The sequence below is a fragment of the Sphingomonas vulcanisoli genome (genome assembly GCF_011761305.1).
Taxonomy (GTDB): domain Bacteria; phylum Pseudomonadota; class Alphaproteobacteria; order Sphingomonadales; family Sphingomonadaceae; genus Sphingomonas_I; species Sphingomonas_I vulcanisoli.
Genome location: NZ_JAAOZC010000004.1, coordinates 280,390 through 307,123, shown reverse-complemented (window position 1 = coordinate 307,123; position 26,734 = coordinate 280,390). Strand labels below are relative to the sequence as shown.

At 66.5% G+C, this 26,734-nt stretch carries 28 protein-coding genes; 17 read left to right on the top strand and 11 right to left on the bottom strand.

Going from position 1 to position 26,734, the window contains the following annotated elements; all coding sequences use genetic code 11:
* Window positions 1–17: 17 nt before the first annotated feature.
* Genes FHS31_RS10295 through FHS31_RS10280 form a run of 4 tightly spaced genes read left to right on the top strand, consistent with a single transcriptional unit; the run spans window position 18 to window position 3,698 of the window.
* Window positions 18–998, top strand: a complete 981-nt coding sequence (locus tag FHS31_RS10295; protein ID WP_167073282.1) for a magnesium chelatase ATPase subunit I — start codon at window positions 18–20, stop codon at window positions 996–998.
* Complete coding sequence (locus FHS31_RS10290; protein WP_341786334.1) at window positions 995–2,680, top strand: magnesium chelatase subunit D; 1,686 nt, start codon at window positions 995–997, stop codon at window positions 2,678–2,680. Before FHS31_RS10295 ends, FHS31_RS10290 begins: the two co-directional genes overlap by 4 nt.
* Complete coding sequence (gene bchO / locus FHS31_RS10285) at window positions 2,677–3,552, top strand: alpha/beta fold hydrolase BchO (RefSeq protein ID WP_167073281.1); 876 nt, start codon at window positions 2,677–2,679, stop codon at window positions 3,550–3,552. Before FHS31_RS10290 ends, bchO begins: the two co-directional genes overlap by 4 nt.
* Window positions 3,549–3,698, top strand: coding sequence for a hypothetical protein (locus FHS31_RS10280; protein ID WP_167073012.1), 150 nt, complete (start codon window positions 3,549–3,551; stop codon window positions 3,696–3,698). The genes bchO and FHS31_RS10280 overlap by 4 nt, the downstream gene beginning before the upstream one ends.
* A 4-nt stretch (window positions 3,699–3,702) precedes the next feature.
* On the opposite strand, the gene FHS31_RS10275 is transcribed toward FHS31_RS10280, so the two are convergent.
* Together FHS31_RS10275 and crtD are read right to left on the bottom strand one after the other, a co-directional pair.
* Window positions 3,703–4,608 (bottom strand): hydratase, encoded by a 906-nt coding sequence (locus FHS31_RS10275; RefSeq protein ID WP_341786333.1) that lies wholly within the window; start codon window positions 4,606–4,608, stop codon window positions 3,703–3,705.
* Window positions 4,536–6,089: a 1-hydroxycarotenoid 3,4-desaturase CrtD gene (crtD, locus tag FHS31_RS10270; protein WP_167073280.1), complete on the bottom strand. Its 1,554-nt coding sequence runs from the start codon at window positions 6,087–6,089 to the stop codon at window positions 4,536–4,538. Before crtD ends, FHS31_RS10275 begins: the two co-directional genes overlap by 73 nt.
* A gap of 56 nt (window positions 6,090–6,145) precedes the next feature.
* On the opposite strand from crtD, the gene FHS31_RS10265 reads away from it, so the two are divergent.
* From FHS31_RS10265 to FHS31_RS10205, 13 genes are all read left to right on the top strand, one after another.
* Complete coding sequence (locus FHS31_RS10265; protein WP_167073279.1) at window positions 6,146–7,270, top strand: methyltransferase; 1,125 nt, start codon at window positions 6,146–6,148, stop codon at window positions 7,268–7,270.
* Between the two features lie 93 nt (window positions 7,271–7,363).
* On the top strand, window positions 7,364–8,290 hold the full coding sequence (gene bchC / locus FHS31_RS10260) for a chlorophyll synthesis pathway protein BchC (RefSeq protein WP_167073278.1): 927 nt from the start codon (window positions 7,364–7,366) through the stop codon (window positions 8,288–8,290).
* Window positions 8,287–9,270: a chlorophyllide a reductase iron protein subunit X gene (locus FHS31_RS10255; RefSeq protein ID WP_167073277.1), complete on the top strand. Its 984-nt coding sequence runs from the start codon at window positions 8,287–8,289 to the stop codon at window positions 9,268–9,270. The genes bchC and FHS31_RS10255 overlap by 4 nt, the downstream gene beginning before the upstream one ends.
* A 39-nt stretch (window positions 9,271–9,309) precedes the next feature.
* Entirely contained in the window at window positions 9,310–10,794 is a 1,485-nt protein-coding gene (gene bchY, locus FHS31_RS10250; protein ID WP_167073362.1) for a chlorophyllide a reductase subunit Y, read from the top strand.
* The gene (bchZ, locus tag FHS31_RS10245; RefSeq protein WP_167073276.1) at window positions 10,791–12,236 is read left to right on the top strand and encodes a chlorophyllide a reductase subunit Z; all 1,446 of its coding nucleotides are present in this window, start codon (window positions 10,791–10,793) and stop codon (window positions 12,234–12,236) included. Before bchY ends, bchZ begins: the two co-directional genes overlap by 4 nt.
* Window positions 12,237–12,366: 130 nt before the next feature.
* Window positions 12,367–12,522, top strand: coding sequence for a light-harvesting antenna LH1, beta subunit (pufB, locus tag FHS31_RS10240; protein WP_167073275.1), 156 nt, complete (start codon window positions 12,367–12,369; stop codon window positions 12,520–12,522).
* Window positions 12,523–12,567: 45 nt separating this feature from the next.
* The gene (gene pufA / locus FHS31_RS10235; RefSeq protein ID WP_167073274.1) at window positions 12,568–12,756 is read left to right on the top strand and encodes a light-harvesting antenna LH1, alpha subunit; all 189 of its coding nucleotides are present in this window, start codon (window positions 12,568–12,570) and stop codon (window positions 12,754–12,756) included.
* 109 nt (window positions 12,757–12,865) lie between these two features.
* A complete protein-coding gene (gene pufL, locus FHS31_RS10230) occupies window positions 12,866–13,693 on the top strand; it encodes a photosynthetic reaction center subunit L (RefSeq protein ID WP_167073273.1) in 828 nt (275 codons plus the stop codon).
* 20 nt (window positions 13,694–13,713) lie between these two features.
* Window positions 13,714–14,688: a photosynthetic reaction center subunit M gene (gene pufM, locus FHS31_RS10225; protein WP_167073272.1), complete on the top strand. Its 975-nt coding sequence runs from the start codon at window positions 13,714–13,716 to the stop codon at window positions 14,686–14,688.
* The gene (pufC, locus tag FHS31_RS10220; RefSeq protein WP_167073271.1) at window positions 14,685–15,788 is read left to right on the top strand and encodes a photosynthetic reaction center cytochrome PufC; all 1,104 of its coding nucleotides are present in this window, start codon (window positions 14,685–14,687) and stop codon (window positions 15,786–15,788) included. Before pufM ends, pufC begins: the two co-directional genes overlap by 4 nt.
* A 67-nt stretch (window positions 15,789–15,855) precedes the next feature.
* A complete protein-coding gene (locus FHS31_RS10215) occupies window positions 15,856–17,106 on the top strand; it encodes a DUF3422 domain-containing protein (protein ID WP_341786332.1) in 1,251 nt (416 codons plus the stop codon).
* A gap of 65 nt (window positions 17,107–17,171) precedes the next feature.
* Entirely contained in the window at window positions 17,172–18,416 is a 1,245-nt protein-coding gene (locus FHS31_RS10210; protein ID WP_167073270.1) for a c-type cytochrome, read from the top strand.
* A 2-nt stretch (window positions 18,417–18,418) separates the two neighbouring features.
* Window positions 18,419–19,255: a formate/nitrite transporter family protein gene (locus tag FHS31_RS10205; RefSeq protein ID WP_167073269.1), complete on the top strand. Its 837-nt coding sequence runs from the start codon at window positions 18,419–18,421 to the stop codon at window positions 19,253–19,255.
* Between the two features lie 3 nt (window positions 19,256–19,258).
* Here FHS31_RS10205 and hemA read toward each other — a convergent pair whose 3' ends face one another.
* The 9 genes from hemA to bchM are packed head-to-tail and all read right to left on the bottom strand — an operon-like array spanning window position 19,259 to window position 26,734.
* Entirely contained in the window at window positions 19,259–20,482 is a 1,224-nt protein-coding gene (hemA, locus tag FHS31_RS10200) for a 5-aminolevulinate synthase (RefSeq protein WP_167073268.1), read from the bottom strand.
* A complete protein-coding gene (gene puhE / locus FHS31_RS10195) occupies window positions 20,482–21,276 on the bottom strand; it encodes a putative photosynthetic complex assembly protein PuhE (protein ID WP_167073267.1) in 795 nt (264 codons plus the stop codon). The genes hemA and puhE overlap by 1 nt, the downstream gene beginning before the upstream one ends.
* Window positions 21,273–22,334 carry a magnesium-protoporphyrin IX monomethyl ester (oxidative) cyclase gene (gene acsF / locus FHS31_RS10190; protein ID WP_167073266.1) on the bottom strand — a complete coding sequence of 354 codons (1,062 nt, stop codon included), beginning with the start codon at window positions 22,332–22,334 and terminating at the stop codon, window positions 21,273–21,275. The genes puhE and acsF overlap by 4 nt, the downstream gene beginning before the upstream one ends.
* On the bottom strand, window positions 22,331–22,627 hold the full coding sequence (locus tag FHS31_RS10185; RefSeq protein ID WP_167073265.1) for a hypothetical protein: 297 nt from the start codon (window positions 22,625–22,627) through the stop codon (window positions 22,331–22,333). Before FHS31_RS10185 ends, acsF begins: the two co-directional genes overlap by 4 nt.
* The gene (gene puhC / locus FHS31_RS10180; protein ID WP_167073264.1) at window positions 22,624–23,130 is read right to left on the bottom strand and encodes a photosynthetic complex assembly protein PuhC; all 507 of its coding nucleotides are present in this window, start codon (window positions 23,128–23,130) and stop codon (window positions 22,624–22,626) included. The genes FHS31_RS10185 and puhC overlap by 4 nt, the downstream gene beginning before the upstream one ends.
* On the bottom strand, window positions 23,127–23,762 hold the full coding sequence (gene puhB / locus FHS31_RS10175; RefSeq protein WP_167073263.1) for a photosynthetic complex putative assembly protein PuhB: 636 nt from the start codon (window positions 23,760–23,762) through the stop codon (window positions 23,127–23,129). Before puhB ends, puhC begins: the two co-directional genes overlap by 4 nt.
* Window positions 23,759–24,526 (bottom strand): photosynthetic reaction center subunit H, encoded by a 768-nt coding sequence (gene puhA / locus FHS31_RS10170; protein WP_167073262.1) that lies wholly within the window; start codon window positions 24,524–24,526, stop codon window positions 23,759–23,761. The genes puhB and puhA overlap by 4 nt, the downstream gene beginning before the upstream one ends.
* A 13-nt stretch (window positions 24,527–24,539) precedes the next feature.
* Window positions 24,540–26,051, bottom strand: coding sequence for a BCD family MFS transporter (locus FHS31_RS10165; RefSeq protein WP_167073261.1), 1,512 nt, complete (start codon window positions 26,049–26,051; stop codon window positions 24,540–24,542).
* Window positions 26,048–26,734 carry a magnesium protoporphyrin IX methyltransferase gene (bchM, locus tag FHS31_RS10160; protein ID WP_167073260.1) on the bottom strand — a complete coding sequence of 229 codons (687 nt, stop codon included), beginning with the start codon at window positions 26,732–26,734 and terminating at the stop codon, window positions 26,048–26,050. Before bchM ends, FHS31_RS10165 begins: the two co-directional genes overlap by 4 nt.

Below are 26,734 nucleotides of genomic sequence, written 5' to 3'. Positions count from 1 at the left end.
CATGATACAGGTTGGCGATGCGCATGTCTTTCCCATTCTCCGCGATCGTCGGTCAGGACGAGATGAAACTGGCGCTGCTGATCGCGGCGGTCGATCCCCGCATCGGCGGGGTGATGGTGTTCGGCGATCGCGGCACCGGCAAGTCGACCGCGGTGCGCGCGCTCGCCGCCTTGTTGCCGCCGGTCCCGGCGGAGCAGGCGGGGTATCAGGACGGCAGCCCCCGCAAGGGGACGGTGCCGGTGCCGTTCGTCGATCTGCCGCTCGGCGCGACCGAAGATCGGGTTGTCGGGGCGCTCGATCTCGAACGGGCGCTGGGCGCGGGGATCAAAGCGTTCGAACCCGGCCTGCTCGCGCGGGCCAACGGGGGGTTCCTCTATATCGATGAGGTCAACCTGCTCGAGGATCATATCGTCGATCTGCTGCTCGATGTCGCGGCCTCGGGCGAGAATGTCGTCGAACGCGAAGGGCTGAGCGTCCGCCACCCCGCGCGTTTCGTGCTGATCGGCAGCGGCAACCCGGAGGAAGGGGAACTGCGGCCGCAGCTGCTCGATCGCTTCGGCCTGTCGGTCGAGGTGCGGACGCCGCAGGATCTGGCGCAGCGGGTCGAAATCCTCAAACGCTGCGATAGGTTCGAGCGCGAACCCGAGGCTTTCGCCGAGACGTGGCGCCGCGCCGAGCGCAAGACGCTCAAGCGCATCGCCGCCGCCCGGGCCGCGGTCGCGGGCGTCACCGTCCCCGACGCGGTCCTGATGCTCGCGTCGCGGTTGTGCATGGTGGTCGGTGCGGACGGGCTGCGCGGTGAGCTGACGCTGATGCGTTCGGCGCGCGCTCTGGCGGCGCTCGATGGGGCGGGGGAGGTGGCGGCCCAGCACATCACCCGCGTCGCCCCGCTCGCGCTGCGCCACCGGCTGCGCCGCAACGTGCTCGACGAGACCGGCTCGACCGCGCGGATCGAGCGCGCGCTGTTGGACCTGGCCAAGAAAGACCTGGCGGCGTGACCGAGCCGGGCGATGGCTCGCCCGACCCTATCGCCGATGCGATCCTTGCCGCGCGGCTCTGCGCGATCGATCCCGGGCTGGGCGGCCTGATCCTGCGCGGCGGCGGCGATATGCGCGACGCCGTCATCGCCGCGCTGCGCGCTTCCTTGCCGGACGGCGCGCCGATCCGCCGCATCCCCGCGCATATCGATGACGAGCGCCTGCTCGGCGGAATCGACCTGACCGCGACGCTGGCCCTGGGCCGCCCGGTGGCGAGTACGGGCGTACTAGCCGAAGCCGATGGCGGGGCCGTCGTGGTGCCGATGGCCGAGCGGCTGTCGGACGCGACCGCTGGCCGGATCGCGGCGGCGATCGATGGGGGCGATTCGCGATTTCTGGTCGTGGCGCTGGATGACGGCGTGGAGCCCGACGAACGGCCCCCGGTGGCCATGGGTGAGCGGCTGGCGTTCTGGATCGACCTGACAATGTGTCACCCCGGACTTGTTCCGGGGTCCACCGAGCAACTCGCTAAACCGGCGCAGGTGGGGAGGTGGACCCCGGAACAAGTCCGGGGTGACGAGGAAGCGGTCAATGCCCTGGCCGCGACCGCCCTGGCGCTTGGAATAGACTCGGCGCGTGCGCCGGTTTTCGCCCTGCGCGCCGCCCGCGCGTCGGCACGGATCGCCGGGCGCGACGTCATCGATGAGGAAGACATCACCCTCGCCGCGCGGCTCGTCTTGGCGCCCCGCGCCACGCGGGTGCCGCCGCAGGAAGCTCAGCCTGAAGCGCCGCCGCCCCCACCCCCCGATACCGATGGCGGCGAAGACGAGCGCAGCGAACCCGCCCCGCTCGAAGATATCGTCCTCGCTGCTGCCTTGGCCGCATTGCCGAAAGATGTCCTTGCCCGGATTGCTGCCGGGCGTGGCCGGCAGACGACACGCGCGCAGGGCGCCGGCGAACGGCGCAAATCGCCCACCCGTGGGCGTCCGATGGGAACGCGCGCCGGAATCCCCGGCGGTGGCGTGCGGCTGTCGCTGATCGATACGCTGCGCGCCGCGGCACCGTGGCAGAAGCTGCGCAGCGGGACCGCGCGCGTGAAGGTCCGCCGCGATGATCTGCGCATCCGGCGCTTCGAGACGCGCGCGGAGGCGGTGACGATCTTCGCGGTCGATGCGTCGGGATCGTCGGCGCTGGCGCGTCTTGCCGAGGCCAAGGGAGCGGTGGAGCTGCTGCTCGCCGAAGCCTATGTGAAGCGCGCGCAGGTGGCGCTGATCGCGTTTCGCGGGACAGGCGCCGAACTGCTCCTGCCGCCGACGCGCTCGCTCGCGCGCGCCCGGCGTTCGCTCGCGGAGCTGCCCGGCGGGGGCGGCACGCCGCTGGCGTCCGGGCTCACCGCAGCCCGCGAACTGGCCGAGCTGGCGAAAGCGCGCGGGCGAACGCCGTTCGTCGTCATCCTCACCGATGGGCGCGCCAACATCGCCGCCGACGGCAGCGCAGTGCGGAAGGTAGCCGAGGCCGATGCCACCGCCGCGGCGAAGGCGATGCGCGCCGCGGGAATCGCCGCCGCCTTTGTCGATATTTCCCCGCGCGCGCGGCCCGAAGCCGCCGCTCTCGCTGCCGCGATGGCCGCGCGCTATCTGCCGCTGCCGCGCGCCGACGCCGCAGCGATGCACGCCGCGGTGCGCCAGGCCCAGCAGGCATGAGCTGGATGCCGCGCTGGGATGGCGAAGGCCGCGACTGGCCCAATCGTGCGCAGAGCCGTTTCGTTGAGGCCGGGCGGCTGCGCTGGCATGTCCAAATCATGGGCCAGGGTCCAGTGATGCTTCTGCTCCATGGCACCGGCGCGGCGACGCATAGCTGGCGCGCGCTGGCGCCGCTGCTCGCCGAACATTTCACCGTCGTCGCGCCGGATCTTCCGGGACATGCCTTTACCGCCGGTCGGCCCGCCGGTGGCCTTTCCATGTCGGCGATGGCGCGGGCGGTGGGCGATCTGCTGCGCGCGCTGGAGATGAAGCCTGACATCATCGTCGGACATTCGGCCGGGGCGGCCATCGCCATCCGCATGGCGCTTGACGGCATTGCCGATCCGCAAGCGATCGTCGGCCTCAATGCCGCGCTGCTGCCTTTTCCCGGCCTGGGCGCGAAGCTGTTCCCGACGCTGGCGCGCTTGCTGTTCGTCAATCCCTTCGCCCCGCATTTCTTCGCCCGGCTTGCGCGCGTGCCAGGTGAAACCGTGCGGTTCCTGGCCCGCAGCACGGGGTCACGGATCGAGGCGGCGGGGAGCCGCTGTTACGAGCGGCTCTTCTCGATGCCCGGCCATTGCGCCGGTGCGATCACGATGATGGCGGATTGGGATCTCGAGTCGCTGAAGCGCGACCTGCCCCGGCTAAAGGCGCGGCTGCTGCTCGTTCACGGCGAAGCCGATGCGGCGATACCGCTGGCGAACGCGCGTGAGGCGGCGGCGATGGTAAGTGGTGCGCGATTGATCTCGCTGGCGGGGTTGGGCCATCTGGCGCACGAGGAAAAGCCGGAGGATATCGCGGCTGTCATCCGCGATTTCGCGGGAGAAGGATGATGCACGCGAGCTATTTCAGCCTGTTCGACATGGCGATCGCGGGCATCCCTGTCGTCCTGTTCTGCATCTGGCAGCTCATCTCGATCAACCGCGAGATCGCCAAGGACAAGGCGCGTAAGCCTCCCGAAGACGACGCCGCAGGGTGAGCTGCTACCAGATTGCCCTGGGCATCCGGTAGGGCAGCATCGACTGGATGATCGGTGACCGAAATCGTCCGAGCGACAGACTCTCGTGGACCGCCTGCACATCTTCGCCGAACAAGCGTGTCGCCAGCGCCGTGCGCGCATAGAAGGGCGCGTCGATCCACGTCTTGATCACGCGGGGCGTCGTGCCGGAATCGGTGCGGGTCGCCCGCTTTACCAGCCAGCCGGTGCGGGGCAGCGCGGCGGCCGGTGGCTGGACGACATCGTGCCAGCGGCCCTGGCGATCGAACTTCAGCGCGAGATCGAACGGCGCGCCGTCGTGCCGCCGGCCCTCGTAGAGTACGGCGACATCGTTCTTCAGATGCGCGCGGCTCCAGTGCCAATCGTCGAACCCCGCTTCCAGCGCTTCGTCCCCGAAGTTGGAGTCGAAATAGCCGTCGCCGCTCCAGCTGACGCCGGGGTGCGTCATCGCCACCTCAACCCGCGCTCGCGGTGCCACCGGATGCCAACGGTGCCGCCCCGCCGGATCGAGCTGGAAGGCGGTCGTGCCGATCATCTCGGGCGTGACCCGCACCGTCCCGCGCACCTTGTAGGGCAAGGGCGCGGAAATCTCGGCGATGTCGATCACCAGCGTGTCCCCGTCCCAATGGAGCGCGCTCGGCCCGACCGAGAAACTGTCGGCATCGCGCGCCATCCGCCGCCGCGGGCGCTCGGTCATTGCCCAGGCGGATCCGCGCGGGCCGGTCAGCGATACGTTGATAGCGCAATGATTTTCCGGATCGCCGCGCCCGCTGAGCTTGTAGTAGGGCGAGAAGACGCTGCCGATGAAGGCAATGATCGTCAGCCCGTGGGCACCGTCCGCGCTGGTCGCGTCGATATACCACCAGGCATAGCCCCCGGGACCGACCGCCACGTCGAAGCGCGGTCCTTGAGCAGGCAGTCGGCGGCTAAGCGGCCGGAAAGCGCCGCCATCGGGACGCCCGCGCCGGGATGGGTGCTCCCGCCCGCGCAATAGAGCCCAGGGATCCGCGTCCGGCTGCCCTGCCGGCGGAAGGAGGCCGCCCACCCGTGCGAGGCCGGTCCATAAAGGGCTCCACCCGTCGACGGAAACAGACCCTCGAAGTCCCTCGGGGTCGTCAACACTTCGCCCGGCGTCAGATCGAGCGAAAGTCCCGCCCGCGAAACCCTCTCCAGCATATGCCGTCTGCATGTTTCGATCTCCGCTGAGGTGAAGCCCGGTCCGTCGCCTGTGGCCGGAGCATTTACGATGATTTGCAGGCGCTCGATGTCGCCTTGCGTCGCGCCGCTGGCGTCGCGATCCTGCGCGCACACGTAGACGCTCGGCGCAGCGGCCAGCCGTCCGGCAGAGAGCGACATGAATTCGGCGCGATAATCGTCCGAGAAGAAGACGTTGTGGCGCACGAGCGGGAAGCCGGCGGTCTTGGCCTGCGCGGTCCATACCATCGCGCTTAGCGACCGGCGGCGGGGCGCAACCGGCGGAGCCGCCCGCCGGGCCGCCGCACCGAAACCGCCCGCGCCGATCGCGGCGGGATCGGCGTTGCACACCACCGACCTAGCGCTGATCCGCTCGCCGTCCGCCAGCACGACGCCTGTAGCACGGCCGCGTTCGACGATGATCTCGCGGACCGGTGTTCCATAGCGAAAGCGGGCGCCGTTGCGGTGCCCGAGGGTTTCGAGAGCGTGCGCGAGCCGGTGCATCCCGCCATCGACAAGCCACACGCCGCTCGCCTCGACATGCGCGATCAGCATCAGCGTCGCCGGGCACCGGAAGGGTGAGGAGCCGCAATAGGTGGCGTAGCGCCCGAACAATTGCCGCAGCCGCGGATCGGCGAAATAGCCGCTCAGCGCGCGCCACATCGAAGTGTAAGCGCGCAGATTAAGGTAATCGGGTAGCCCGCGCGCACCCATCCGCCAGCCGAGGGTGATCGGATCGGTCTTGGTTGCGCGCAGGAAGGGCCGGTCGAGCGCATCGAACAACCGCTTCGCTTCCGCCCGGAACGCGCGGTAGCCGCGCGCCTCGCTCGCGCCGGCGAATTCGCCGATCGCGGCCTCGCTGGCGGCGGGGTCCGCAAAGAGATCGAGTCGCGCGTCGCCCCAAGCATGGCGGGCGAGCGTCGTCGCGGGACGCATTGTCAGGTGATCGTCCAGCGTGCTGCCGCACGCGGCGAAGATCTCCTCGAAGATGCCGCGCATCGTGAAAACGGTCGGGCCGCCATCGATCGCCTCGCCGCCGACCATCACCGCGCGCAGCTTGCCACCCGGGCCCGCTGCCGCCTCGATCAGCGTCACGTCGCACCCGCGCGCGGCCAGGAGGGCGGCGCTGACCAGCCCGCCGATTCCGCCTCCGATGACGACCACGCTTTCGTTCGGCATTCGCCCGCACCCTCGCGATTGACGCCAGACTATCATGTGTCCACAAAACTGGACATATGATTTCGTCCACTCCTCAGAAATATGGTTGGCGGGGTCAATGGATCGGCTGGCGGAACCGGCTGCTGGCATCGCCGCGCTTCCAACGCTTTGCCAGCCGCTTCCCGCTGACCCGCCCGATCGCGCGACGGCGCGCCCGCGCCTTGTTCGATCTGGTGGCAGGTTTCACTTATTCGCAGATCCTCGCGGCGTGTATCGAAACCGATCTGTTCGAGGTGCTGGCCGAGGGGCCGCAGACCAGTGAGGTGATCGCCAGCCGGATCGACCTGCCGCTTGCGGGCGCCGAGCGGCTCCTCCGTGGCGCTGCGGCGCTGGGGCTCGTTGAGCCGATCGAGAAGGGCTGGGCGCTCGGCAGCGACGGTGCGGCGCTGCGCGGCAATCGCGGCATCGCCGAAATGGTGGCGCACCATCACCTACTCTACGCCGACCTTGCCGATCCCGTCGGGCTGCTGCGGCGTGGCGGCGGGGGCGGGGCCTTGTCGGGTCTGTGGCACTACGCCGAGTCGCCGCACCCCGGCGATGCCCGAGCAGTCGCGGCCTATTCCGCCCTGATGGCGGCGTCGCAGCCCCTGATCGCCGCACAGGCGATCGACGCTTATCCGTTCCATCGGCATCGCCGCCTGCTCGATGTCGGAGGCGGCGAGGGGGCGTTCCTTGCGGAGGTAGGCGCCCGTGCTCCCGCATTGGAGCTAGGACTGTTCGATCTCCCTGCGGTCGGCGACCGCGCCCGGGTCCGGTTCGACTCGGCCGGGCTGACGAAGCAGCCGGCGATATTCGGTGGCGACTTTCTCCGCGATCCCCTGCCGCAGGGCTATGACATCATCTCGCTCGTCCGCGTCCTGCACGACCATGACGACGGACCCGCGCTCGAACTTTTGCGTAACATTTACAATGCATTGCCATCCGGCGGCACGCTGTTGATCGTCGAACCGATGGCGCGGACCCCGGGCGCTGCCGCCGCCGGCGACGCCTATTTCGGTTTCTACCTGCTGGCGATGGGATCCGGACGGCCGCGTAGCGCTTCAGAGATCGCGGCGATGCTGCGCAGCGCGCGTTTTTCGCAGACCCGCCAAATTGCCACCGCGATGCCTCTGACGACGAGCGCCATGGCCGCCGTTCGGTAACTGTCCAAATTAGTTGACAACAACAAGTGTCAGGGTAAAGTTACGGTTGCGAGGTTGGCTATCCAGACCAGCACGCGAACGGGGACGAGCGGAATGCGCGCGCTGGCGGTGATCTTGGAAGGACCGGAAAGGCTCGATCTTCGATCGCTGACCCTGTCCCCGATGGGCGCCGGCGACATCCAGGTCGAGATCGACTGGAGCGGCATTTCCTCCGGCACCGAGAAATTGCTGTGGACCGGCCGCATGCCGAACTTTCCCGGCATGGGATATCCGTTGGTCCCGGGATATGAGTCGGTCGGCCGGGTCGTCGATGCGGGCGCTGATGCCCGCGGGCGGATCGGCGAGTGGGTGTTCGTGCCCGGCGCCAACTGCTTCGCCGATGCCCGCGGCCTGTTCGGCGGCACCGCCCGCACGGTCATCCTACCCTCGGCCCGGGCCATCCCCATTGCCGAGTCGCTCGGCCGCGACGGCATCCTCCTAGCACTGGCCGCAACCGCGCATCATGCGATTGCGATCGGGGGCATGCCGGATCTGATCATCGGCCATGGCATCCTCGGCCGGCTGATCGCACGGATTTCGGCTGCGAAGGGCGGCGTCACGCCGACCGTCTGGGAGAACAATCCCGCGCGCCGCGGCGATGCTGCTTATGCCGTGATCGATCCCGCCAGCGACGACCGCCGCGACTATCGTACGATATGTGACGCAAGCGGCGCCGCCGATATCCTCGATATCGCCTTCGCCCGGATCGCCAAGGGTGGCGGTGTCGTGCTCGCGGGCTTTTACGATCGACTGTCGTTCGCCTTCCCGCCCGCGTTCATGCGTGAGGCCTCCGTGCGGATCGCTGCCGAATTCACCCCCGCAGACATCGCCGCGACGCTCGCGCTTGTCGATGCGGGACACCTCGATCTTGGCGGTCTGATCAGCCACGCGCGCCCCGCCGCCGAGGCACTGCAAGCCTATCCGCAGGCGTTCGACGATCCTGATTGCCTGAAGATGGTCCTCGACTGGAGACAGATATGAGCATGTTCGATCCCGGCGTGCTGCGCGAGGAAGCCTCGTTCGAGCCCGATCCTGTACCCACCGGCCCGGTGACCAAACAGACCCAGATCATTGCGATCTATGGTAAGGGCGGCAGCGGCAAATCCTTCGCGCTGGCGAACCTCAGTTACATGATGGCGCAGCAGGGCAAGCGCGTGCTGCTGATCGGTTGCGATCCCAAGAGCGACACGACCAGCCTGCTGTTCGGCGGCAAATCGACCCCGACGATTATCGAGACCAGCTCGAAGAAGAAGCTGGCGGGCGAGGAAATCGGCATCGAGGACGTCTGCTTCCAGCGCGACGGCGTGTTCGCGATGGAGCTGGGCGGGCCGGAAGTCGGCCGCGGCTGCGGCGGGCGCGGGATCATCCATGGGTTCGAGACGCTCGAGAAACTGGGCTTCCACGAATGGGGCTTCGATTACGTCCTGCTCGATTTTCTGGGCGATGTGGTGTGCGGCGGCTTCGGCCTGCCGATCGCGCGCGACATGTGTCAGAAGGTGATCGTCGTCGCCTCCAACGATCTGCAATCGCTCTATGTGGCGAACAACGTCTGCAAGGCGGTCGAATATTTCCGCAAGATGGGCGGCAATGTCGGCGTGGCCGGCATGATCCTCAACAAGGATGACGGCACCGGCGAGGCCAATGCCTTTGCCGAGGCGGTGGGCATCCCGGTGCTGTGCGCGATCCCGGCTAACGAGGATATCCGCAAGAAGAGCGCCAACTACCAGATCATCGGCAAGCCCGGCGGCGAATGGGCTTCGTTGTTCGAGGAGCTCGCGGTCAACGTCGCCGAAGCGCCACCGCTGCGCCCGGCTCCGCTCGATCAGGATGGGCTGCTCAACCTGTTCAGTGCTGACGTCACGGGGGCGGACTATTCGCTCAGGCCCGCGACGCAGGCCGACATGCGCGGCGCGGAATATGTCACCAAGCCGAGCCTCGAAGTCGTGTACGACGCGGTCTGATCGGTGGACGTGGAAACCCTCCCGCGCGATCGCGACCGGATGGACCTGGCGGTGCCGGTTGAAGGCGGATGCGGGTCGAAGGACGTGATGCGGGAGGCTGCCGCGAAGGCGGGCAAGTCCGATATCCTCGATCGCTACGCCGCCGATTATCCGCAAGGCCCGCACGATCAGCCGCAATCGATGTGCCCCGCGTTCGGATCGCTGCGTGTCGGCCTGCGCATGCGGCGCACCGCCAGCGTGCTGTCGGGCTCCGCCTGCTGCGTCTATGGTCTTACCTTCACGTCCCATTTCTACGGGGCGAAACGCAGCGTCGGCTACGTGCCCTTCTCTTCGGAGACGCTCGTCACCGGCAAGCTGTTCGAGGATATCCGCGACGCGGTCCACGATCTTGCCGATCCGGCGCTGTACGACACGATCATCGTCACCAATCTGTGCGTGCCGACCGCATCGGGCGTGCCGCTGCAACTGCTGCCCGACCACATCAACGGTGTCCGCGTGATCGGCATCGATGTGCCCGGCTTCGGCGTGCCGACCCATGCCGAGGCGAAGGACGTGCTCGCCGGCGCGATGCTCAATTACGCGCGCAAGGAGGCCGAAGTCGGCCCCGTCGCCGCGCCCAAAGAACGGCCCGACCGGCCTACCGTGACTCTCCTCGGGGAGATGTTCCCGGCCGACCCGCCGGGCATCGGGCTGATGCTCGAGCCGCTGGGGTTGGCCGCCGGCCCGGTCGTCCCGACCCGCGAGTGGCGCGAACTCTATTCGGCGCTGGATTGCGCGGTCGTCGGTGCGATCCATCCCTTCTACACCGCCAGCATCCGCGAATTCGAAGCGGCGGGGCGGACGGTGGTCGGTTCGGCCCCTGTGGGTGCGGACGGCACGGCGGCGTGGCTCGACGCGATCGGCCAGGCCTGCGGCGTCGCCCAGGACAAGATTGACGCTTCGAAGAACCGCTTCATTCCCGCGATCCGCGGCGCGCTCGCGGCCAAGCCGATCAAAGGGCGGATCACCGTCTCGGGTTATGAGGGCTCCGAACTGCTCGTCGCGCGGCTGCTGATCGAAAGCGGCGCTGACGTTCCCTACGTGGGCACCGCCTGCCCGCGTACCGTCTGGTCCGATCCCGATCGTGAATGGCTCGAAGCGCACGGCGCCCGGGTTCAGTATCGCGCGAGTCTCGAACAGGATATCGCCGCGGTCGAGGAATATGGCCCCGATCTCGCGATCGGCACCACGCCGGTGGTGCAGCACGCCAAGCAGAAAGCGATCCCGGCGCTCTACTTCACCAACCTCATTTCGGCGCGGCCGCTGATGGGGCCGGCGGGTGCGGGCAGTCTGGCGATGGTCGTCAATGCCGCGCTCGCCAACCAGCATCGTTTCGACAAGATGACCGCCTTTTTCGAGGGCGTGGGTGCCGGTCCGACGGCGGGCGTCTGGGAGAATACCCCGGTCGATCGTCCCGAGTTCAAGGCCAAGTTCGCGGCCAAGCGCATCGCTGCCGCGAAAGCCGAGGAGCATATCGGCACATGACCCTGATCATCGATCATGATCGCGCCGGCGGCTATTGGGGCGCGGTTTACGCCTTCACCGCGATCAAGGGCCTGCAGGTCATCATCGATGGCCCGGTCGGCTGCGAGAATCTGCCGGTCACGTCGGTGCTCCATTATACGGACGGCCTGCCGCCGCATGAGCTGCCGATCGTCGTCACCGGGCTGGGCGAACAGGAGCTGGGCCGCGACGGCACCGAGGGCGCAATGAAGCGCGCGTGGAAGACCCTCGATCCCGATCTGCCCGCGGTTGTCGTAACGGGTTCGATCGCCGAGATGATCGGCGGTGGCGTGACGCCCGAGGGCACCAACATCCAGCGCTTCCTGCCGCGCACGATCGACGAGGATCAGTGGCAGTCCGGTGACCGCGCGCTGACCTGGCTGTGGACGCAGTTCGGGCCGAAGAAGGTTCCCGCGCTGCGCCCGCGCAAGGAGGGCCAGAAGCCCAAGATCAACATCATCGGGCCGATGTACGGCACCTTCAACATGCCGTCCGATCTCGCCGAGATCCGGCGGCTGATCGAGGGCATCGGCGCCGAGGTCGGCATGGTGTTCCCGCTCGGCAGCCACCTCGCCGACGTCAAGAAGCTGGCGGACGCCGAGGTCAATGTGTGCATGTACCGCGAATTCGGTCGCGGTCTTTGCGAGACACTGGAGCGGCCTTACCTGCAGGCACCGATCGGGCTGGAGAGCACGACACTGTTTCTGCGCAAGCTCGGGGAACTGACGGGCCTCGACCCCGAGCCGTTCATCGCGCGCGAGAAGCACACCACGATCAAGCCGCTGTGGGACCTGTGGCGGTCGGTGACGCAGGATTTCTTCGGCACGGCGAGCTTCGGCATCGTCGCCACCGACACTTATGCGCGCGGCATCCGCAAGTTCCTCGAGGACGATATGGGCCTGCCGTGCACCTTCGCGGTGTCGCGCTGCGCAGGGGCGAAGTCCGACAATCAGGCCGTCAAGGACATGATCCGCGACACTCCGCCGCTGGTCCTGTTCGGCAGTTTCAACGAACGCATGTACATGGCGGAAGCCGGCGGGCGCGGTGTCTATATCCCGGCGAGTTTTCCCGGCGCGGTGATCCGCCGCCATACCGGAACGCCGTTCATGGGTTATTCCGGCGCCACCTATCTCATCCAGGAAGTGTGCAACGCGCTGTTCGATGCGCTTTTCCACATCCTCCCCCTCGCCGGCCAGCTCGACAAGGCCGAGCCGACACCGGCGCGGATCGAGCGCGAAGTGATGTGGGACGATGCGGCCAAGACCGAGTTCGACGCGATCGTCGAGCGCGAGCCGGTGCTCGTGCGCATCTCGATGGCCAAGCGCATCCGTGACGCCGCGGAGCGCGCCGCGCGCCGCGCGGGCGAACCCTCTGTCACCAGCGAGCGCCTGGCGCTCGCGATCACTGAAAGCCGCGCGTCATGAGCGCGGCCCGCCTTTCCCGTGCATGTGCACGGGCCAACAGATCCCCGTGGGTACACCGCCCGCGTGGATGCCGCCGGGGAGCGCGTTATTTTCACGCTCCTACCCTCGTCGGGAACCATGGAGACGTAGAATGAACGATCCAAACGAAAGGATGGGGCCGGGAACGTACCTCACCCCAGAAGAAGCGAAAGAGTTCCACAAGCTGTTCATCACCAGCTTCCTGATCTTCACGGCCGTGGCGATCGTCGCCCATGTGCTGGTGTGGAACTGGCGGCCTTGGCTCTGATCCGAGCCCTCTGACACTTCGACAATAAAGAGAAGGACCCACGTTATGTGGAGAATTTGGCTGATCTTCGATCCGCGCCGCGCGCTGGTCGCCTTGTTTATCTTCCTGTTCGTGCTTGCACTGCTGATTCACTTCATCTTGCTCAGCACCGATCGGTTCAACTGGCTCGATGGCCCGCACAAGGCGCCTGTCGCCGCTGCGGCTACCGCGCCCGCCGCTCCCGCGGGAACCTGATCGCAAGGACTCGCGATTGCGGGTGGACGGGGCCGGAAAGGCCGGCGCCGTCCACCCGATACCCTGAAAGCAACGATCTCCGGCGCCTGTCGGGGAACGGAGAGATGCCATGGCGCTGCTGAGCTTCGAGCGAAAATACCGGGTGCGGGGAGGGACGCTGATTGGCGGCGACCTGTTCGATTTCTGGGTCGGCCCCTTCTACGTCGGATTCTTCGGCGTCATTACCGCGATCACGGCATCGCTGGGCACGGCGCTGATCTTCTACGCCGCCTCACTGGGGCACACGTGGAATCCGTGGCTCATCAGCATCGCGCCGCCTGATTTGAAATATGGCCTGGGCTTGGCGCCTCTGCGCGAAGGAGGGCTGTGGCAGATCATCACGATCTGCGCGATCGGCGCCTTCACATCCTGGGCGCTCCGCCAGGTCGAGATCTGCCGAAAGCTGGGCATGGGATATCATGTCCCCTTTGCCTACGGCTTCGCGATTTTCGCTTATGTATCGTTGGTGGTGATCCGCCCCTGGCTGCTCGGCGCCTGGGGGTTCGGTTTCCCCTACGGCATCTTCAGCCATCTCGATTGGGTGTCGAACACCGGCTACCAATATCTCCACTTCCACTACAACCCCGCGCATATGATCGCGGTTAGCTTCTTCTTCGTCACCGGCGGAGCGCTCGCCTTTCACGGTGCGCTGGTGCTCTCGTCGGTCAATCCGGCACCCGGCGAAGCGGTGAAGTCGCCCGAATATGAGGACGCCTTCTTCCGCGATACGATCGGCTATTCGGTCGGCACGCTGGGCATCCACCGTCTCGGCCTGTTCCTGGCATTGTCGGCAGGGTTCTGGAGCGCGATCTGCATCATCATCTCGGGGCCGCTCTGGACGCGCGGCTGGCCCGAATGGTGGACGTGGTGGCTCAATCTGCCGATCTGGTCCAAATAAGATAAGGGGGAAGGTGCGCGATGGCACGCTATCAGAACATGTTCACCCAAGTGCAGCTGCGGGGGCCGCACGAAGCGGGGCCCCGCCTGCGCGACAGCACCTTCCAGCGCAGCGGCGAGGGGGGGTACAATTACTGGCTCGGCAAGCTGGGGGCCGCGCAGATCGGCCCGGTTTACCTCGGCCCAATCGGCATGGCCTCGCTGACCTTCGCCTTCCTGGCGTTCGAGATCATCGGGCTCAACATGTTCGCGAGCGTCAACTGGAACCCGATCCAGTTTGTCCGCCAACTGCCCTGGCTCGCGCTCGAACCGCCCGGGCCGCAATGGGGCTTCAAGCTGCTCGTCCCGCTCGCGGAGGGCGGCTGGTGGCAGATGGCGGGCTTCTGCATGACGACCTCGCTGCTGCTGTGGTGGCTGCGGACCTTCCGCCGCGCGCGTGCGCTCGGCATGGGAACGCATGTCGCCTGGGCGTTCGGCGCGGGTATCTTCCTGATCATCACCCTCGGCTTCATCCGCCCGATGCTGATGGGCAGCTGGGCCGAAGCGGTGCCGTTCGGCATCTTCCCGCACCTCGATTGGACCGCGGCTTTTTCGATCCGCTACGGCAACCTGTTCTACAACCCGTTCCACTGCCTCTCGATCGTGTTCCTGTACGGATCGACGATGCTGTTCGCGATGCATGGCGCGACGGTCCTGGCGACCGGACGCTACGGCAGCGAGCGCGAGATCGAGCAGATCACCGATCGCGGCACGGCATTCGAGCGCGGTGCCTTGTTCTGGCGCTGGACGATGGGCTTCAACGCGACAGCGGAATCGATCCACCGCTGGGCGTGGTGGTTCGCCGTGCTGTGCCCCCTGAGCGGCGCGATCGGCATCCTGCTGACCGGCACCGTCGTCGATAATTGGTATCTTTGGGCAGTGCTTCATCACTATGCACCCAGCTATCCGGGGACCGGCGTCATCGATCCCGCCACCCTGCCGGGAGCGCCGAAGTGAGCCGGGCCCTCACCAAAGCCGCGATCGCCTCGATCGGCGGCCTGAGCCTCCTCCTGCTCGGCGGTTGCGAGTTCGGGGCGAAGCAGAAGACCCAGACCGGCTATCGCGGGACGGGGCTCGAGCAGATCGTCGACGTTCGCCACGTCGTAAAGGCAAGCGCAATCCCCGCGCCGCCCTATCCCCTGCCGCCCGATGGCGGGCCGACCGCGGGCGAGAGCTATCAGAACCTCAAGGTGCTCGGCGGGGTCAGCAAGGAGCGGTTCGATCATCTGATGGCCGAAATGAGCCAGTGGGTGGCGCCGCCCGAGCAGGGCTGCAATTATTGCCACAATCCCGAGAACATGGCGTCCGACGAGAAATATACCAAGGTCGTCGCGCGGCGCATGCTGCAGATGACGCGGAACATCAATTCGCGCTGGTCCAGCCACGTCAAGGAAACCGGCGTCACCTGCTACACCTGCCATCGCGGCAATGCCGTGCCCGTCAACAAATGGGCCTTCGCGCAGGGGACGCCGCATCCGGGTTCGATCCTTGGCAACAAGCACGGCCAGAACACGCCTGAGGCCAACGTGGGTTATGCGTCTCTGCCGTCCGATCCGTTCGCGGATTACCTGAATGGCCAGCAGCAGATTCGCGTCGCAGGCAATTCGCCTTTCCCGTCAAAAGACCATGTGGTTTCGGTCAAGGATGCGGAAAAGACCTACGGCCTGATGATGCACATCAGCTCGGCGCTGGGGGTCAATTGTACCTATTGCCACAACACCCAGTCGTTCCGTGCCTGGAACCTCAGCCGTGCGCAGCGGGCGACCGCTTACTACGGCATCCGCATGGTCCGAGATATCAACGAGGATTATATCAGCTCGCTGCAGCCGGTATTCCCCGCCTATCGCAAAGGCCCGCACGGCGATCCGTACAAGGTCAATTGCACGACCTGTCACCAGGGCCAGTCCAAGCCGCTTGGCGGGGTCAGCATGATCGCCCAAGCACCGGCGCTGAAGGGGCCGCCGCTTGCGACAGCGGCGCCCGAAGGCGGTCCGGCGGCAGCGACCGCAGTGCCAGCGGCGTTCAACAAGCCGGCTGAGATGACGGCGAAGAAATGAACTGGCGCGGCGCCGCCGGGGAAGGCGGCGGCGCGCGATATTCTGTCACCGCGCTGCGGACCTGGTCGTGATCCGTAGCCACGCCCTACGCGCCGCCATCTCCGAGGAGATGCACGTCCGGCGGCTGCCGCGTTTCGCCGCGCCGTGCCGGCTGATGCAGATCGTAACCCTGCTCGGCGAAGGCGCCGGCGCTGCGGCGCGCGACCATATCGACGCGCTGGCGGGCTCGGCTGAAGTTATCGTACCGGTCGCGGAAAAATATGCGGTGATCGCAATCGGCGCGGTGACGCTGGTGTGGGAGCGGCATACCGAATTCGCGACCTACACGCTGCTGCGCCGCGGCGACTTCGACGCGCTGTTCGACCCTGCCCTTTTCGAACCGCAGTTGGCAGCGGTTTTGGCGGATATGCCTGGCGAGATTCTCAGGGCTACCCAGATTGCGCTTGTCGCCGCGGGTACGCCCGATCCGACCCCGGAAGACCGTGAAGGCTGGTTCGCGGCCGAGGCGACAGTGATCTGCGATGTCGCCGATGGCGCGGCGCGGATCCTGTCCGATTTCCGCCTCCATCCGGATGGGTATGGGCGGCTGATCGTGCTCGATCGCGACCTCGCCGGGGACGAACCGGCGCAGCTGGTGCTGCGGCTTCAAGAACTCGGCAACTATCGCAACATGGCGCTGCTCGGTCTGCCGATTGCGCAGCGGTTGACGCCGACGGTCAGCAACCTGGAGACCCGGCTCGCCGAGCTGACACGCGCGGTTGCGGAACGGACGTCCGAAGACGATCAGTTACTCGACGAACTCACGTATCTTTCGGCCGAACTCGCCCGGCTGGTCGCGGAGACGCGCTACCGGATGAGCGCGACGCGGGCTTATGCCCAACTCAGCAGCGATCGCCTCGCGAGTTTGCGGATCGGCTTGGTGCGCGGCCACCAGACGCTCGCCGATTTCACCGAGCGCCGGCTGACGCCAGCGGTCCGGACCTGCGATTCCTTTTCGGCGCGGCTTGAGGATTTGTCACAGCGCGCCGCCTGGACCAGCGAATTGCTGCGCACCCGGATCGACATCGCGCTCGCCAAGCAGAATCGCGATCTGCTGACCTCCATGGACCGGCGCACGGATCTGCAGCTGCGCCTGCAACAGACGGTCGAAGGTCTATCGGTCGCCGCGATCAGCTATTATCTGGTCGCGCTGATCGGCTATCCGCTCGGCGCGGTGCCGGGATTGCGGCACGATTGGGCGATGGCAGCGGCGGTGCCGATCGTGTTGGCCGGCGTGACGCTGGCGCTGGTTCGGTTAAGACGGCGATTGCACGATTAGGCGTGGGCCGAGGCGGCTAATTTCGCAGCCATGGAACCGCACGGCGTCCGCGCGTTTTAGCCTCCATGCTCCCCTATTTGTTTCCGTCGCGCTTCTCGCAATGGCTGGGCCCTTTGATCGCCGCGGCGATCGGCGCGCTGCTGATCGCAGTGATCGTGGTCGTGACCGGGATCGTCGATCTGTCCGCCGCCAAGCCGCATCCGGAAGGCTGGGCGCGCTTCCTGCATTACACGTTCGATCGATCGACCGCCTTTCACGCCGGGCCGAAGCCCCCCGCCGACCTCGATTCCCCTATCCGGATCGCCGCGGGCGCTGCTTATTATGGTCAGGTTTGCGCGCGCTGCCATGGCGGGCCGGGCTTCGGCCAAAACCCGGTCGTGCTGTCGATGCATCCGCGCCCGCAATATCTCGCCACTGATCTGCCGATCGCGAATTTCTCGTCGCCCGAGCTGTTCCGCATCGTCAAGGCAGGGGTGAAGTATAGCGCGATGCCGTCCTGGCCTGCCGATCGCCGCGATGACGAGATCTGGCAGCTCGTCGCATTTCTGCGCGCTCTGCCGAAGATGTCGCCGGAGACGTTCCGGCAGCTGGCCGTGGTTTCGCAAGACCAGGCCGTGTCACCCGTGCCCTTCGGTCAAAAACCCGCGCAACGTGCTTATGCGCTGCGCAACGACGACGAACCGCCGCGGGTGAGCTATAATTATCGGACGCCGGTCTTCGGCTTCTCGGGGTATGCGCTCAGCGCCAACCCGGCCGCTACCTGCGCGCGCTGCCACGGCGCCGATGGCGCGGGCGGGGGCGCCTTTCCCAATTTGACGCTCCAAAGCCCCGACTATCTCGCGCGGACGCTCACCGCTTATGCCGCGGGCCGGCGGCGCAGCGGTTTCATGCAGATGGTTGCGACCGAATTGTCGCCTGCACAGATCGACGCGCTGGCGCACCACTACGCCGCACTGCCGCGCCGATCGAGCGAGGCGGGCGCAACCGCACCGGCGCTGGGGCAGCAGATCGCGCTGCAGGGCGTGCCCTCCGCCGGGCTGGCACCCTGTGCTTCCTGCCACGGGGTCACGCTGGCCGCATCCAAGGCCTATCCGCTGCTGGAAGGAGAGGCGCACTGGTATCTGGCAAACCAGATGCGGGTTTTCCGCAGTGGCGGCCGAGGATCGATCGTCGGTGACAAGATCGAGGACCCGATGGTCGCGATCGCCAGAAAGCTCGACGATCGCCAGATTGAGGCGGTTGCGGGCTATTATGCCGCGCAGCCACCCGCCAAAGTGCAGAGCTTCGCCGCGGTCGAGCCGAAGCGATAGCGATGGCGGAAGCGGGCGACACCGGAAAAGACCAGCCCGCTGACCTTGAACCGGGCGAACGCGAGACGGTGGAAAAGCGCAAATCGCCGAGCGCGCGCGTCGTCCACGAGATCATCCGCCAGGAGGGGATCGACGAGCTCGAACGCCCGACGTCATCGCTGCTGTGGTCCGGAGCGGCGGCGGGCGTCTGCATGTGGCTGTCGGTCATAGCGCAGGCCGCCTTGATGCTGAAACTGCCCGCGTCGCCCTGGTCGCCCGCGATCGTCTCGCTTGGCTATAGCGTCGGCTTCGTCGTCGTGATTCTCGGCCGGTTGCAGCTGTTCACCGAGAGCACGATCGTAGCGGTGCTGCCCCTGGCGACCGAGCCGAGCTGGTCCAGCCTCGGGCGGACGCTCCGATTATGGGCGCTGGTGTTCGCCGCCAATGCCGCGGGGACGCTGGCGGTGGCGCTGCTGGTCCCGCGCGGCGGGCTGATCAGCCCGCAGATGCTGACCGCGGTAATCGAGGTCGCGCGTCATGCCACCGAGGGCCCTGCAAAAGAGATATTCCTTCGCGGCATTCCCGCGGGTTTCGTGCTCGCGACAATCGCCTGGCTGCTGCCCAATGCGGGCGGGCAGCAGATCTGGGTGGTGACCCTGCTGACCTACGTCATCGCGATCGCGGGCTTCAGCCATGTCGTCGCCGGATCGGCCGAGGCGTGGGTGTTGGCAACAACCGGCCAGACCAGCTTCGCGACCGCGATCTTCGGGTTCATCCTGCCGGCGCTGGCCGGCAACATCATCGGCGGGAGCGGACTATTCGCCGCGCTCGCCCATGCCCAAGTGCGATCGGAATTGTAGCGGTTAAGCCGCCAAAGCCTTGCGCGCCAATTCGCATTGCGACCAGATTTCGCTGATCGCCCGGACCAGCCGATCGATATCGCCATCGGTGTGGACCGGTGAGGGCGTGATCCGCAGCCGCTCGGTTCCCTTGGGCACGGTCGGATAGTTGATCGGCTGCACGTAGATGCCGTGATTGTCCATCAGCCAGTCACTGATCATCTTCGCATGGTGCGCATTGCCGACCATCACCGGGATGATGTGACTGGGATTCGGCAGATGCGGGATACCGAGCGCATCCAGCCGCTCGCGTACGATTTTGACACGGTTTTGGTGACGGACGCGCTCGATCTGGCTTTCCTTCAGATGCCGGATCGATGCGGTGGCGCCTGCCGCGATCGCGGGCGGCAGCGCGGTGGAGAAGATGAAGCCGCTGGCGAAGCTCCTGACGAAGTCGCACAGGGTCTTGGATGCGGTGATATAGCCGCCCATTACCCCGAACGCCTTGCCCAGCGTCCCCTCGATGACGTCGATCCGGTCCATCAGCCCCTCGCGCTCGGCGATGCCGCCGCCGCGTGGGCCGTAGAGGCCGACGGCGTGGACCTCGTCGATATAGGTCAGCGCGCCATGCTTCTCGCAGACGTCGAGGATCTCGGCGATCGGGGCGATATCGCCGTCCATCGAATAGACGCTTTCGAACGCGACCAGCTTGGCGCGGCCGGGCGCGACCTGCGACAGCAGTTCGTCGAGATGCGCGACATCATTGTGCCGCCAGCGTTGACACTCGGCGCGGCTGTGGCGGATGCCTTCGATCATCGAAGCGTGGTTGAGCGCGTCGGACAGCACGACGCAGTCGGGCAGGCGCGACGCGAGGGTGGAGAGCGCCGCCCAGTTCGAGACATAGCCCGATGTGAAGATCAGCGCGGCTTCCTTGCCGTGGAGATCGGCGAGTTCGGCTTCGAGCAGGACATGCTGGTGGTTCGTCCCCGAAATGTTGCGCGTGCCGCCGGCGCCCGCACCGCAGCGGTCGAGCGTTTCGTGCATCGCATCCAGCACCTTGGGATGCTGGCCCATGCCGAGATAGTCGTTCGAGCACCACACCGTGACGTCCGCGACCTGGCCATCTTCGGTCCAGCGCTTGGCGCGGGGGAAGTTTCCGGCCTGGCGTTCCAGCTCGGCAAAGACGCGGTAATTGCCCGCTTCACGCAGACCATCGAGCTGCTCCGCGAATACCGCCTCGTAATTCATCACTCTCTCCCCACGCATTCGATAGCCACGGCCTTGGCCGCCTTCTTGTTATTGATCGCCCAGCTAAAGGCCTTGGTATCGCGCAACGGCAGCACCAGGAACAGATGTTCCACCACACCGAGCACGGTAAGCCCTGCGATCAGCATCGCACAAGCCTGAGCGCCGCTGCCCATGGGCGCCGCTTGCGCCGCCAACCAGGCCCAGACCGCAACGCCGCTGCCGACACCGACCGAAACCGGGAATAGCGCGTTGAGGCGGCGTTTGCGGAAATAGGTCTTGAGATAGGCGAGATGCTCGGGGAACACCTCGTCGCTGAGGTTCGGTACACCCAGGTACAGGTTGAACTTGGCCGACAGCCTGAGCCCGAACAGCAGCAGGAAGGTCAGCGGCGCGGTCTGATTGGGTTGGCCCCAGGTTACCGCGAACAACAGGATCGCCGTCGCGGCGATCGCCAGTTCGTGGTGGATGACGGTGGCAGTCGCCGCCTTGAAGCGCGCCCATCCGACCGCACCCGGCGGGCAAACCGCTCTATTCGGCCCTGCGACATGACCCATCAGGAAGCTCATCTCGTGCCAGCCCCAGATCACGATCGCCGCGCCGAAGCCGACATAGGCGCCGCTTACGGTCGTATCATCACCATAGGCCCAAACCAGCGCGGTGGCGGCAATCGCGACGATACCGGCCAGCATCAGGCTGGTGCGGAAGGTCTCGCGCGGGCGGCTGTCGAGCCAGACCACCGCGGCGGTGCCGATGAACCACATCAGGAGCGCGAAGAGAAGCGGCGGAAGGCTCACCAGGCCGGGACCAGCCGGACGTTGGCGGGCGCCGCATTACGCTTGACCGGGACCAGATAGAGGCGGGCGAAGGCGAAGGCTGCCGCGCCGATCAGGCCGGCGCGCTTGATGCCGCCGATCACGCCGCCTTGCTGTTTGGCCGCATCGATCCCGCCCGCGATCCGCCGCATCCGCTCAAGCCCAGCGGCGAAGCGCGGGGAATCGGTGTCGAGCACCATCGGGAACACTTGCCGCGTGATCTCCGAGCAGATCGTGAAGACGCGGTTATCGTAATCGGTCGGATCGATGTCGAGCGCCTTGTGAAACGCCGGGCGGTTGTGATCGCGGACATACATCGTCGCATAGACCGCAACGAGGAAGAAGCGGATCCACAGTTTGTTGATGCCGCTGAGCAGTTTCGGATCGGTCCGCATCAGGATTGCGAAGGCGTCGCCGTGGCGGAACTCATCATTGCACCACAGTTCGAACCAGTTGAAGATCGGGTGGAAGCGCAGCTCGGGATGCTTTGCCAGGTGGCGGAAGATCGTGATGTAGCGCGCATAACCGATCTTCTCGCTCAGATAAGTCGCGTAGAAGATGAATTTCGGCCGGAAATAGGTGTATTTCTTGGTCCGCGTCAGGAAGCCGAGATCGATGCCGATGCCGGCGTCCTTCAGAGTATCGTTGATGAACCCGGCGTGCCGGCTCTCGTCGCGGCTCATCAGCTTGAAGAGCTGCATGATATCGGGGTTCTTCACCCGCTTGGCGATCTCGGCATAGAGAATGCAGCCGGAGAATTCGGCGGTCAGCGAGCTGACGAGGAAATCAGTGAACTCCTTGCGGAGCTCCTCGGGCAGGCTCTCGATGACGCCGTTAAACGCTTCGGTGCGCTTGAAGTGCAGCCTGTTGGGATCGGCTGCCATCTCGGCGATCAGTGCATCCCATTCGTGGCGGACGCCCGAAACGTCGATCCGGTCCATCGCGGCGAAATCGGTTGTGTAGAAGCGGGGTGAGAGGACGGTATCCTCCCGTGCGATCGCCATCGCGTCGTCTTTTGTTATCGGGGTGATCGCGTTCATACCGTGGTCCGATCGCTGAAGCTGACTTCGTAGAGTTCTGCCATTTCGAAATGGCCGGCGAATTTGGTCCACAGCCGCTCGACCGTGCTGGCGCGCTCCACCGTGGCGGTGCGCTCGACGACGCGGCGTTCGCCGAAGCCGACGCTGATCGGAGCGCCATGGACGCGGACCCGATCGCCCGGCCCGACCGCATAATCGTTGGCCAGCACGACATGCGCGCAGAGAAACTCGTCGCTATGCTCGATCTCGACCCGGCAGGGCGTATCGAAGCTGGTGCGACGGAGTGCGATCATGCGCCGGTCTTCTTGGCCTGTGCGCCGGGCAGCAGTGCCGCGAACGCCGCGCGGTTCGTCGATCCGAACGCGGTGAGTTCGATCGAACGGCCTGTCACGCTGTCGGTCAGCGACAATTCACCGTCGCGCCACAGCGTCAGGTTGAACGGCGGCATATCGCCGATACCGCGCGACCGGCGATCACGGGCAAGGCCGCGCATCACACCTCGGATGAAACCGGTCTGCTGGCCGGGCTCGATCACGGATGCCACGCCGTCCGCGACGCCATTGCGGCCGATATCCTCGATCACCACAGCGCCATCGGCCCGGTCGAGGAACCGCAGATCACGCGATGCGACCGGAGCGATTCCCGCCGCGGCGCGTAGCGCCACGGGCGATGCGGAGGCCGGGATGTTTGCGATCCGCACGACGCTGACGGTGGTGAGCGAGAACAGGACTAGGGCGCCCGCGATCATCAGCGTGCCACGCGGCAGCATATCGGCATGGGTGTGGGTGCTGCTCATGCCGCCGCCGCTCCGGCAAATACCGGCATTGGCGCGGACTGTGTCTCTATGGCGGCGACCCGCCCGTTGGGATTGGCCGCGAGGCAGGTCCGGGCGACGAGCGCCGCGACGGTCTCGGCCTGCGGTATCGAACGCAACATCGGCTGCGGCCGGGCGATCTCGAGCGGCCGGGCATGCGGCCAGAGCGCGAGATAGCCTAGCTTGGGCGTGCCGATCAGCGTCAGCGGCAGATCGCCGCTGCCATCGGCGCGCGCGGCCAGATCGACCGACGCGATCATTGCCAAGGGCAGGTTGATGCACTTGGGCACCGCGATACCGATCCGCAGGACGATGCGGCGGTTGGTGAGCGTGTAGATCGTCGTGCGCGCCGAGGCCCAGGCGAACAGGTGGAGCATGGCGACGCCGACGAGGCCGAGCGTCACCGTCATGCCGACGCCCAAATATTGGCCGTTGCGCAGCGCAAAGCCCAGTGCGATCGCGGCCAGCCCCGCGAAATAGGCTGCGATGAGCCGGGTGTGGAACGCGGTGCGCGCCAGCGTCCGCCAGTCGGGCGATCCCTGCCACAGGATTTGCTCGCCCGGCGGCAGCAGGCCGGGGAGACCGGGGATCGGCTCGTTGTCATATCCGGTCATATCAATGGCTCCTGGCGCGCGGCGTTGGCGTAGAGATAGCCGCCACCGAAATAGGCCTGCACCCGCTCTTCTTCGTATAGCGTGATCTGGTCGGTCGCGCCGAGCCGCGGCACGTCCGCAAACTGCGCGGCGTTGAGCGCATCGATGACGACACGGCGACGGCGGCGATCGACCTTTGCCATCATGATCGGCGCCAGCGCGGGCATTCCCTCGCTCGCGATCTGGATATAGCGCACCAGCCGGTCGGCGGTGTCGATCCAAAGATCGCTGACCGTCCCCGCGACAGCCCCGTCGGCGCCGATAACCGGCCAGCCGCCGAGATCGGAATCCCTGGGCGCGACGCCGTAGCCGACGGCGGTGCTCAGAGGCACGATCCGGGGATGGCCGTCCATGTCGAGATCGGGGCGCTTGGCACGATCGGCCCAGGCTGCCGGGCCGATGCCGTCGACGAGCGGATTGCCGGTCGGTGCATAGGGCGCGCCTGAAAAGCGCTCAGTCCGCCGCGCGGCGATATTCACCGGCTCGCGGCCCTTCGTCGGCGCCGTGACGACGCCGTGACCGAAGGGCAGCAGGAACGACTTGGTCGCGGCGGTGTGCAGGACGCCGCCGACGGTATCGAGCCGTCCCGACGTTTCATCTTCGAGCGGATAGCCCTCGCGGCGGTCCTCGCGTCGCAGGTAGAAGACCAGGCACACGAAAAAGAGAATGAACGCCCAGAAGACTAGCAGGGCGACATCGATGCCGCCGGTGAGATTGGGATGCATCAGACTTCCCCCTTCATATCGGAAATTCCTGGAAACTGAACCGCGTGTTGGACGAGATCACATCGGCGCGGCTGCTCTGGACCAGCGGCCCGAGTGCGACGAGCGTGCCGATCAGCAACACGATTTCGAGAATGTACACTACGGCATAGCCGGCGTCGGGGCCGGCCAGCGTCGGGCCGAGGTTATGAGCGACCGCAGCGGTGGAGACGATATCACGGATGAACACGCCGATCCCGATCGCGGCGCCGGCGGCGCTCGCCTGCACCGCGCCCCACGCGCCGAGCGCGAGACCGGTTCGACCGTCCAGGCTCGCATCGTCGGTGATCGCCATCGCGGCGATCAGCGTGCCGACCGAAAAGAGGCCGTTGCCCAATCCGATCGCGGTTGCGCCGATGCCGAGCATCGCCGGTGATCCCAGCGGCCCGGCGAAGATCACCGCCAGGAAGGCGACGATGCCGATCGTCGCACCGAACCCGGCCAGGCGAAGCGGTTCGCCATGATCGGCGAGGCGCCTCGCGGCGAGCGCGAACCCGACCAGCATTCCCGCAGCCCACGCCGCGGTGAGAAGAGTGGTGGCGCCGACCCCGAGGCCGAGCACCTGCCCGCCATAGGGTTCGAGCAGAACGTCGTGGGTGCTGAATGCGGCGGCGCCGAGCCCGACCGCGACCAGCAGGCGTATCGTCCGCGGACGCGCGATGAATGCCGCCCAGACCTCACGAAATATCGGAGTTGCGCGCCGGGCGGTGGCCGTACGGTTGCGCGCTTCCTGCTTCCACAAGGCGACGATGTTGAGGACCATCGTCAGCGCGGCGACACCCTGAACGATCTGCACCAGCTTGGTCGGAGTGAAGTCGACCAGCAGCCTGCCGATCACGATCGAGCTGACCAGCATGCCGATCAGCAGCATCACGTAGAGCAACGCGACGACACGCGGGCGGGCATGCTCGGGCGCGAGATCGGTGGCGAGGGCGAGCCCCGCGGTTTGCGTCATGTGCATGCCGGCGCCCACCAGCAGGAAGCCGAAAACCGCGCCGAATTGCCCGACAAATGCGGGGCCGGTGCCGCCGCCGGTCATCACCAGCAGCGCGAAGGGGAGAATCGCCAGTCCGCCGAATTGCATCAGCGTGCCGAACCAGATGTACGGCACGCGCTTCCAGCCGAGCAGCGAGGTATGATGGTCCGACTTGAAACCGATCAACGCGCGCAGGGGCGCGAATAACAATGGCAGCGACACCATCGCAGCGACCAGGCTTGCAGACATGCCAAGCTCGACGATCATCACGCGGTTGAGCGTGCCCTGCAGCAGCACCGCCGCCATCCCGACCGATATCTGGAACAGCGACAGCCGCAGGATGCGCGACAGCGGCAGGTCTTTGGTCGCCGCGTCGGCGAACGGCAGGAACCGCGTACCAAGCCGGTTCCAGAACGCGCCGGTCTTCAGACTCTCCACCCGGCCGATCACGTTCGTTGCGTCAGCTGGAGCCGACGCAACGAACGAAGCCTTCAGGGCAATCAGGTAACTCATCCGGTCACCACCTCCAGAGCATGGCTGGTGTAGAAGCTTGCCGAGATGCGGCGATCGCGTCCGATACGCGCCTTCGGCAGCGCGCTGCGGATGAGGGTGCGCAGCAGCCGGTCGCGGACCGGCAGGATCGCCGGAGAGCGGTCGCTGCGCGGGAACAGCCGCCCCATGCCGAGCATCGCCATCAGCAATGGCGTCTGCGGCGCGAAGGTGAACGCAATCGATCCGCCGGTCCGGTCGGCCAGCTGGCGCACGACCTCGACGATGTCGAACGGCTTGTAATGGATCAGCGAATCCATCGCGACGACATGATCGAAATGCCCGAGCGCGGGATCGAGCATGTCACCCACGCGCCAATCGATATCCAGCGCGGCCGGCGCGCGATCGCGGGCGATTTTGACGAGGCTGCGCGCGACATCGATCGCCACGACCTTTGCGCCACGCCGCGCCGCCTCGACCGCCAGTGCGCCAGTGCCGCAGCCGGCATCGAGCAGGCGCATTCCGGTCATGTCGGCGGGCAGCCACGACAGCAACGTATCGCGCATTTCGGTACGCCCCGCGCGAACCTTGGCGCGGATGCTGCTGACGGGCGCGTCAGACGTTAGCTGCTCCCACGCTTTCGCCGCGGTGCGATCGAAATAGGTCTGGAGATCGCCCCGAAACCGGTTGTAGGTCGCCGTCGTCAT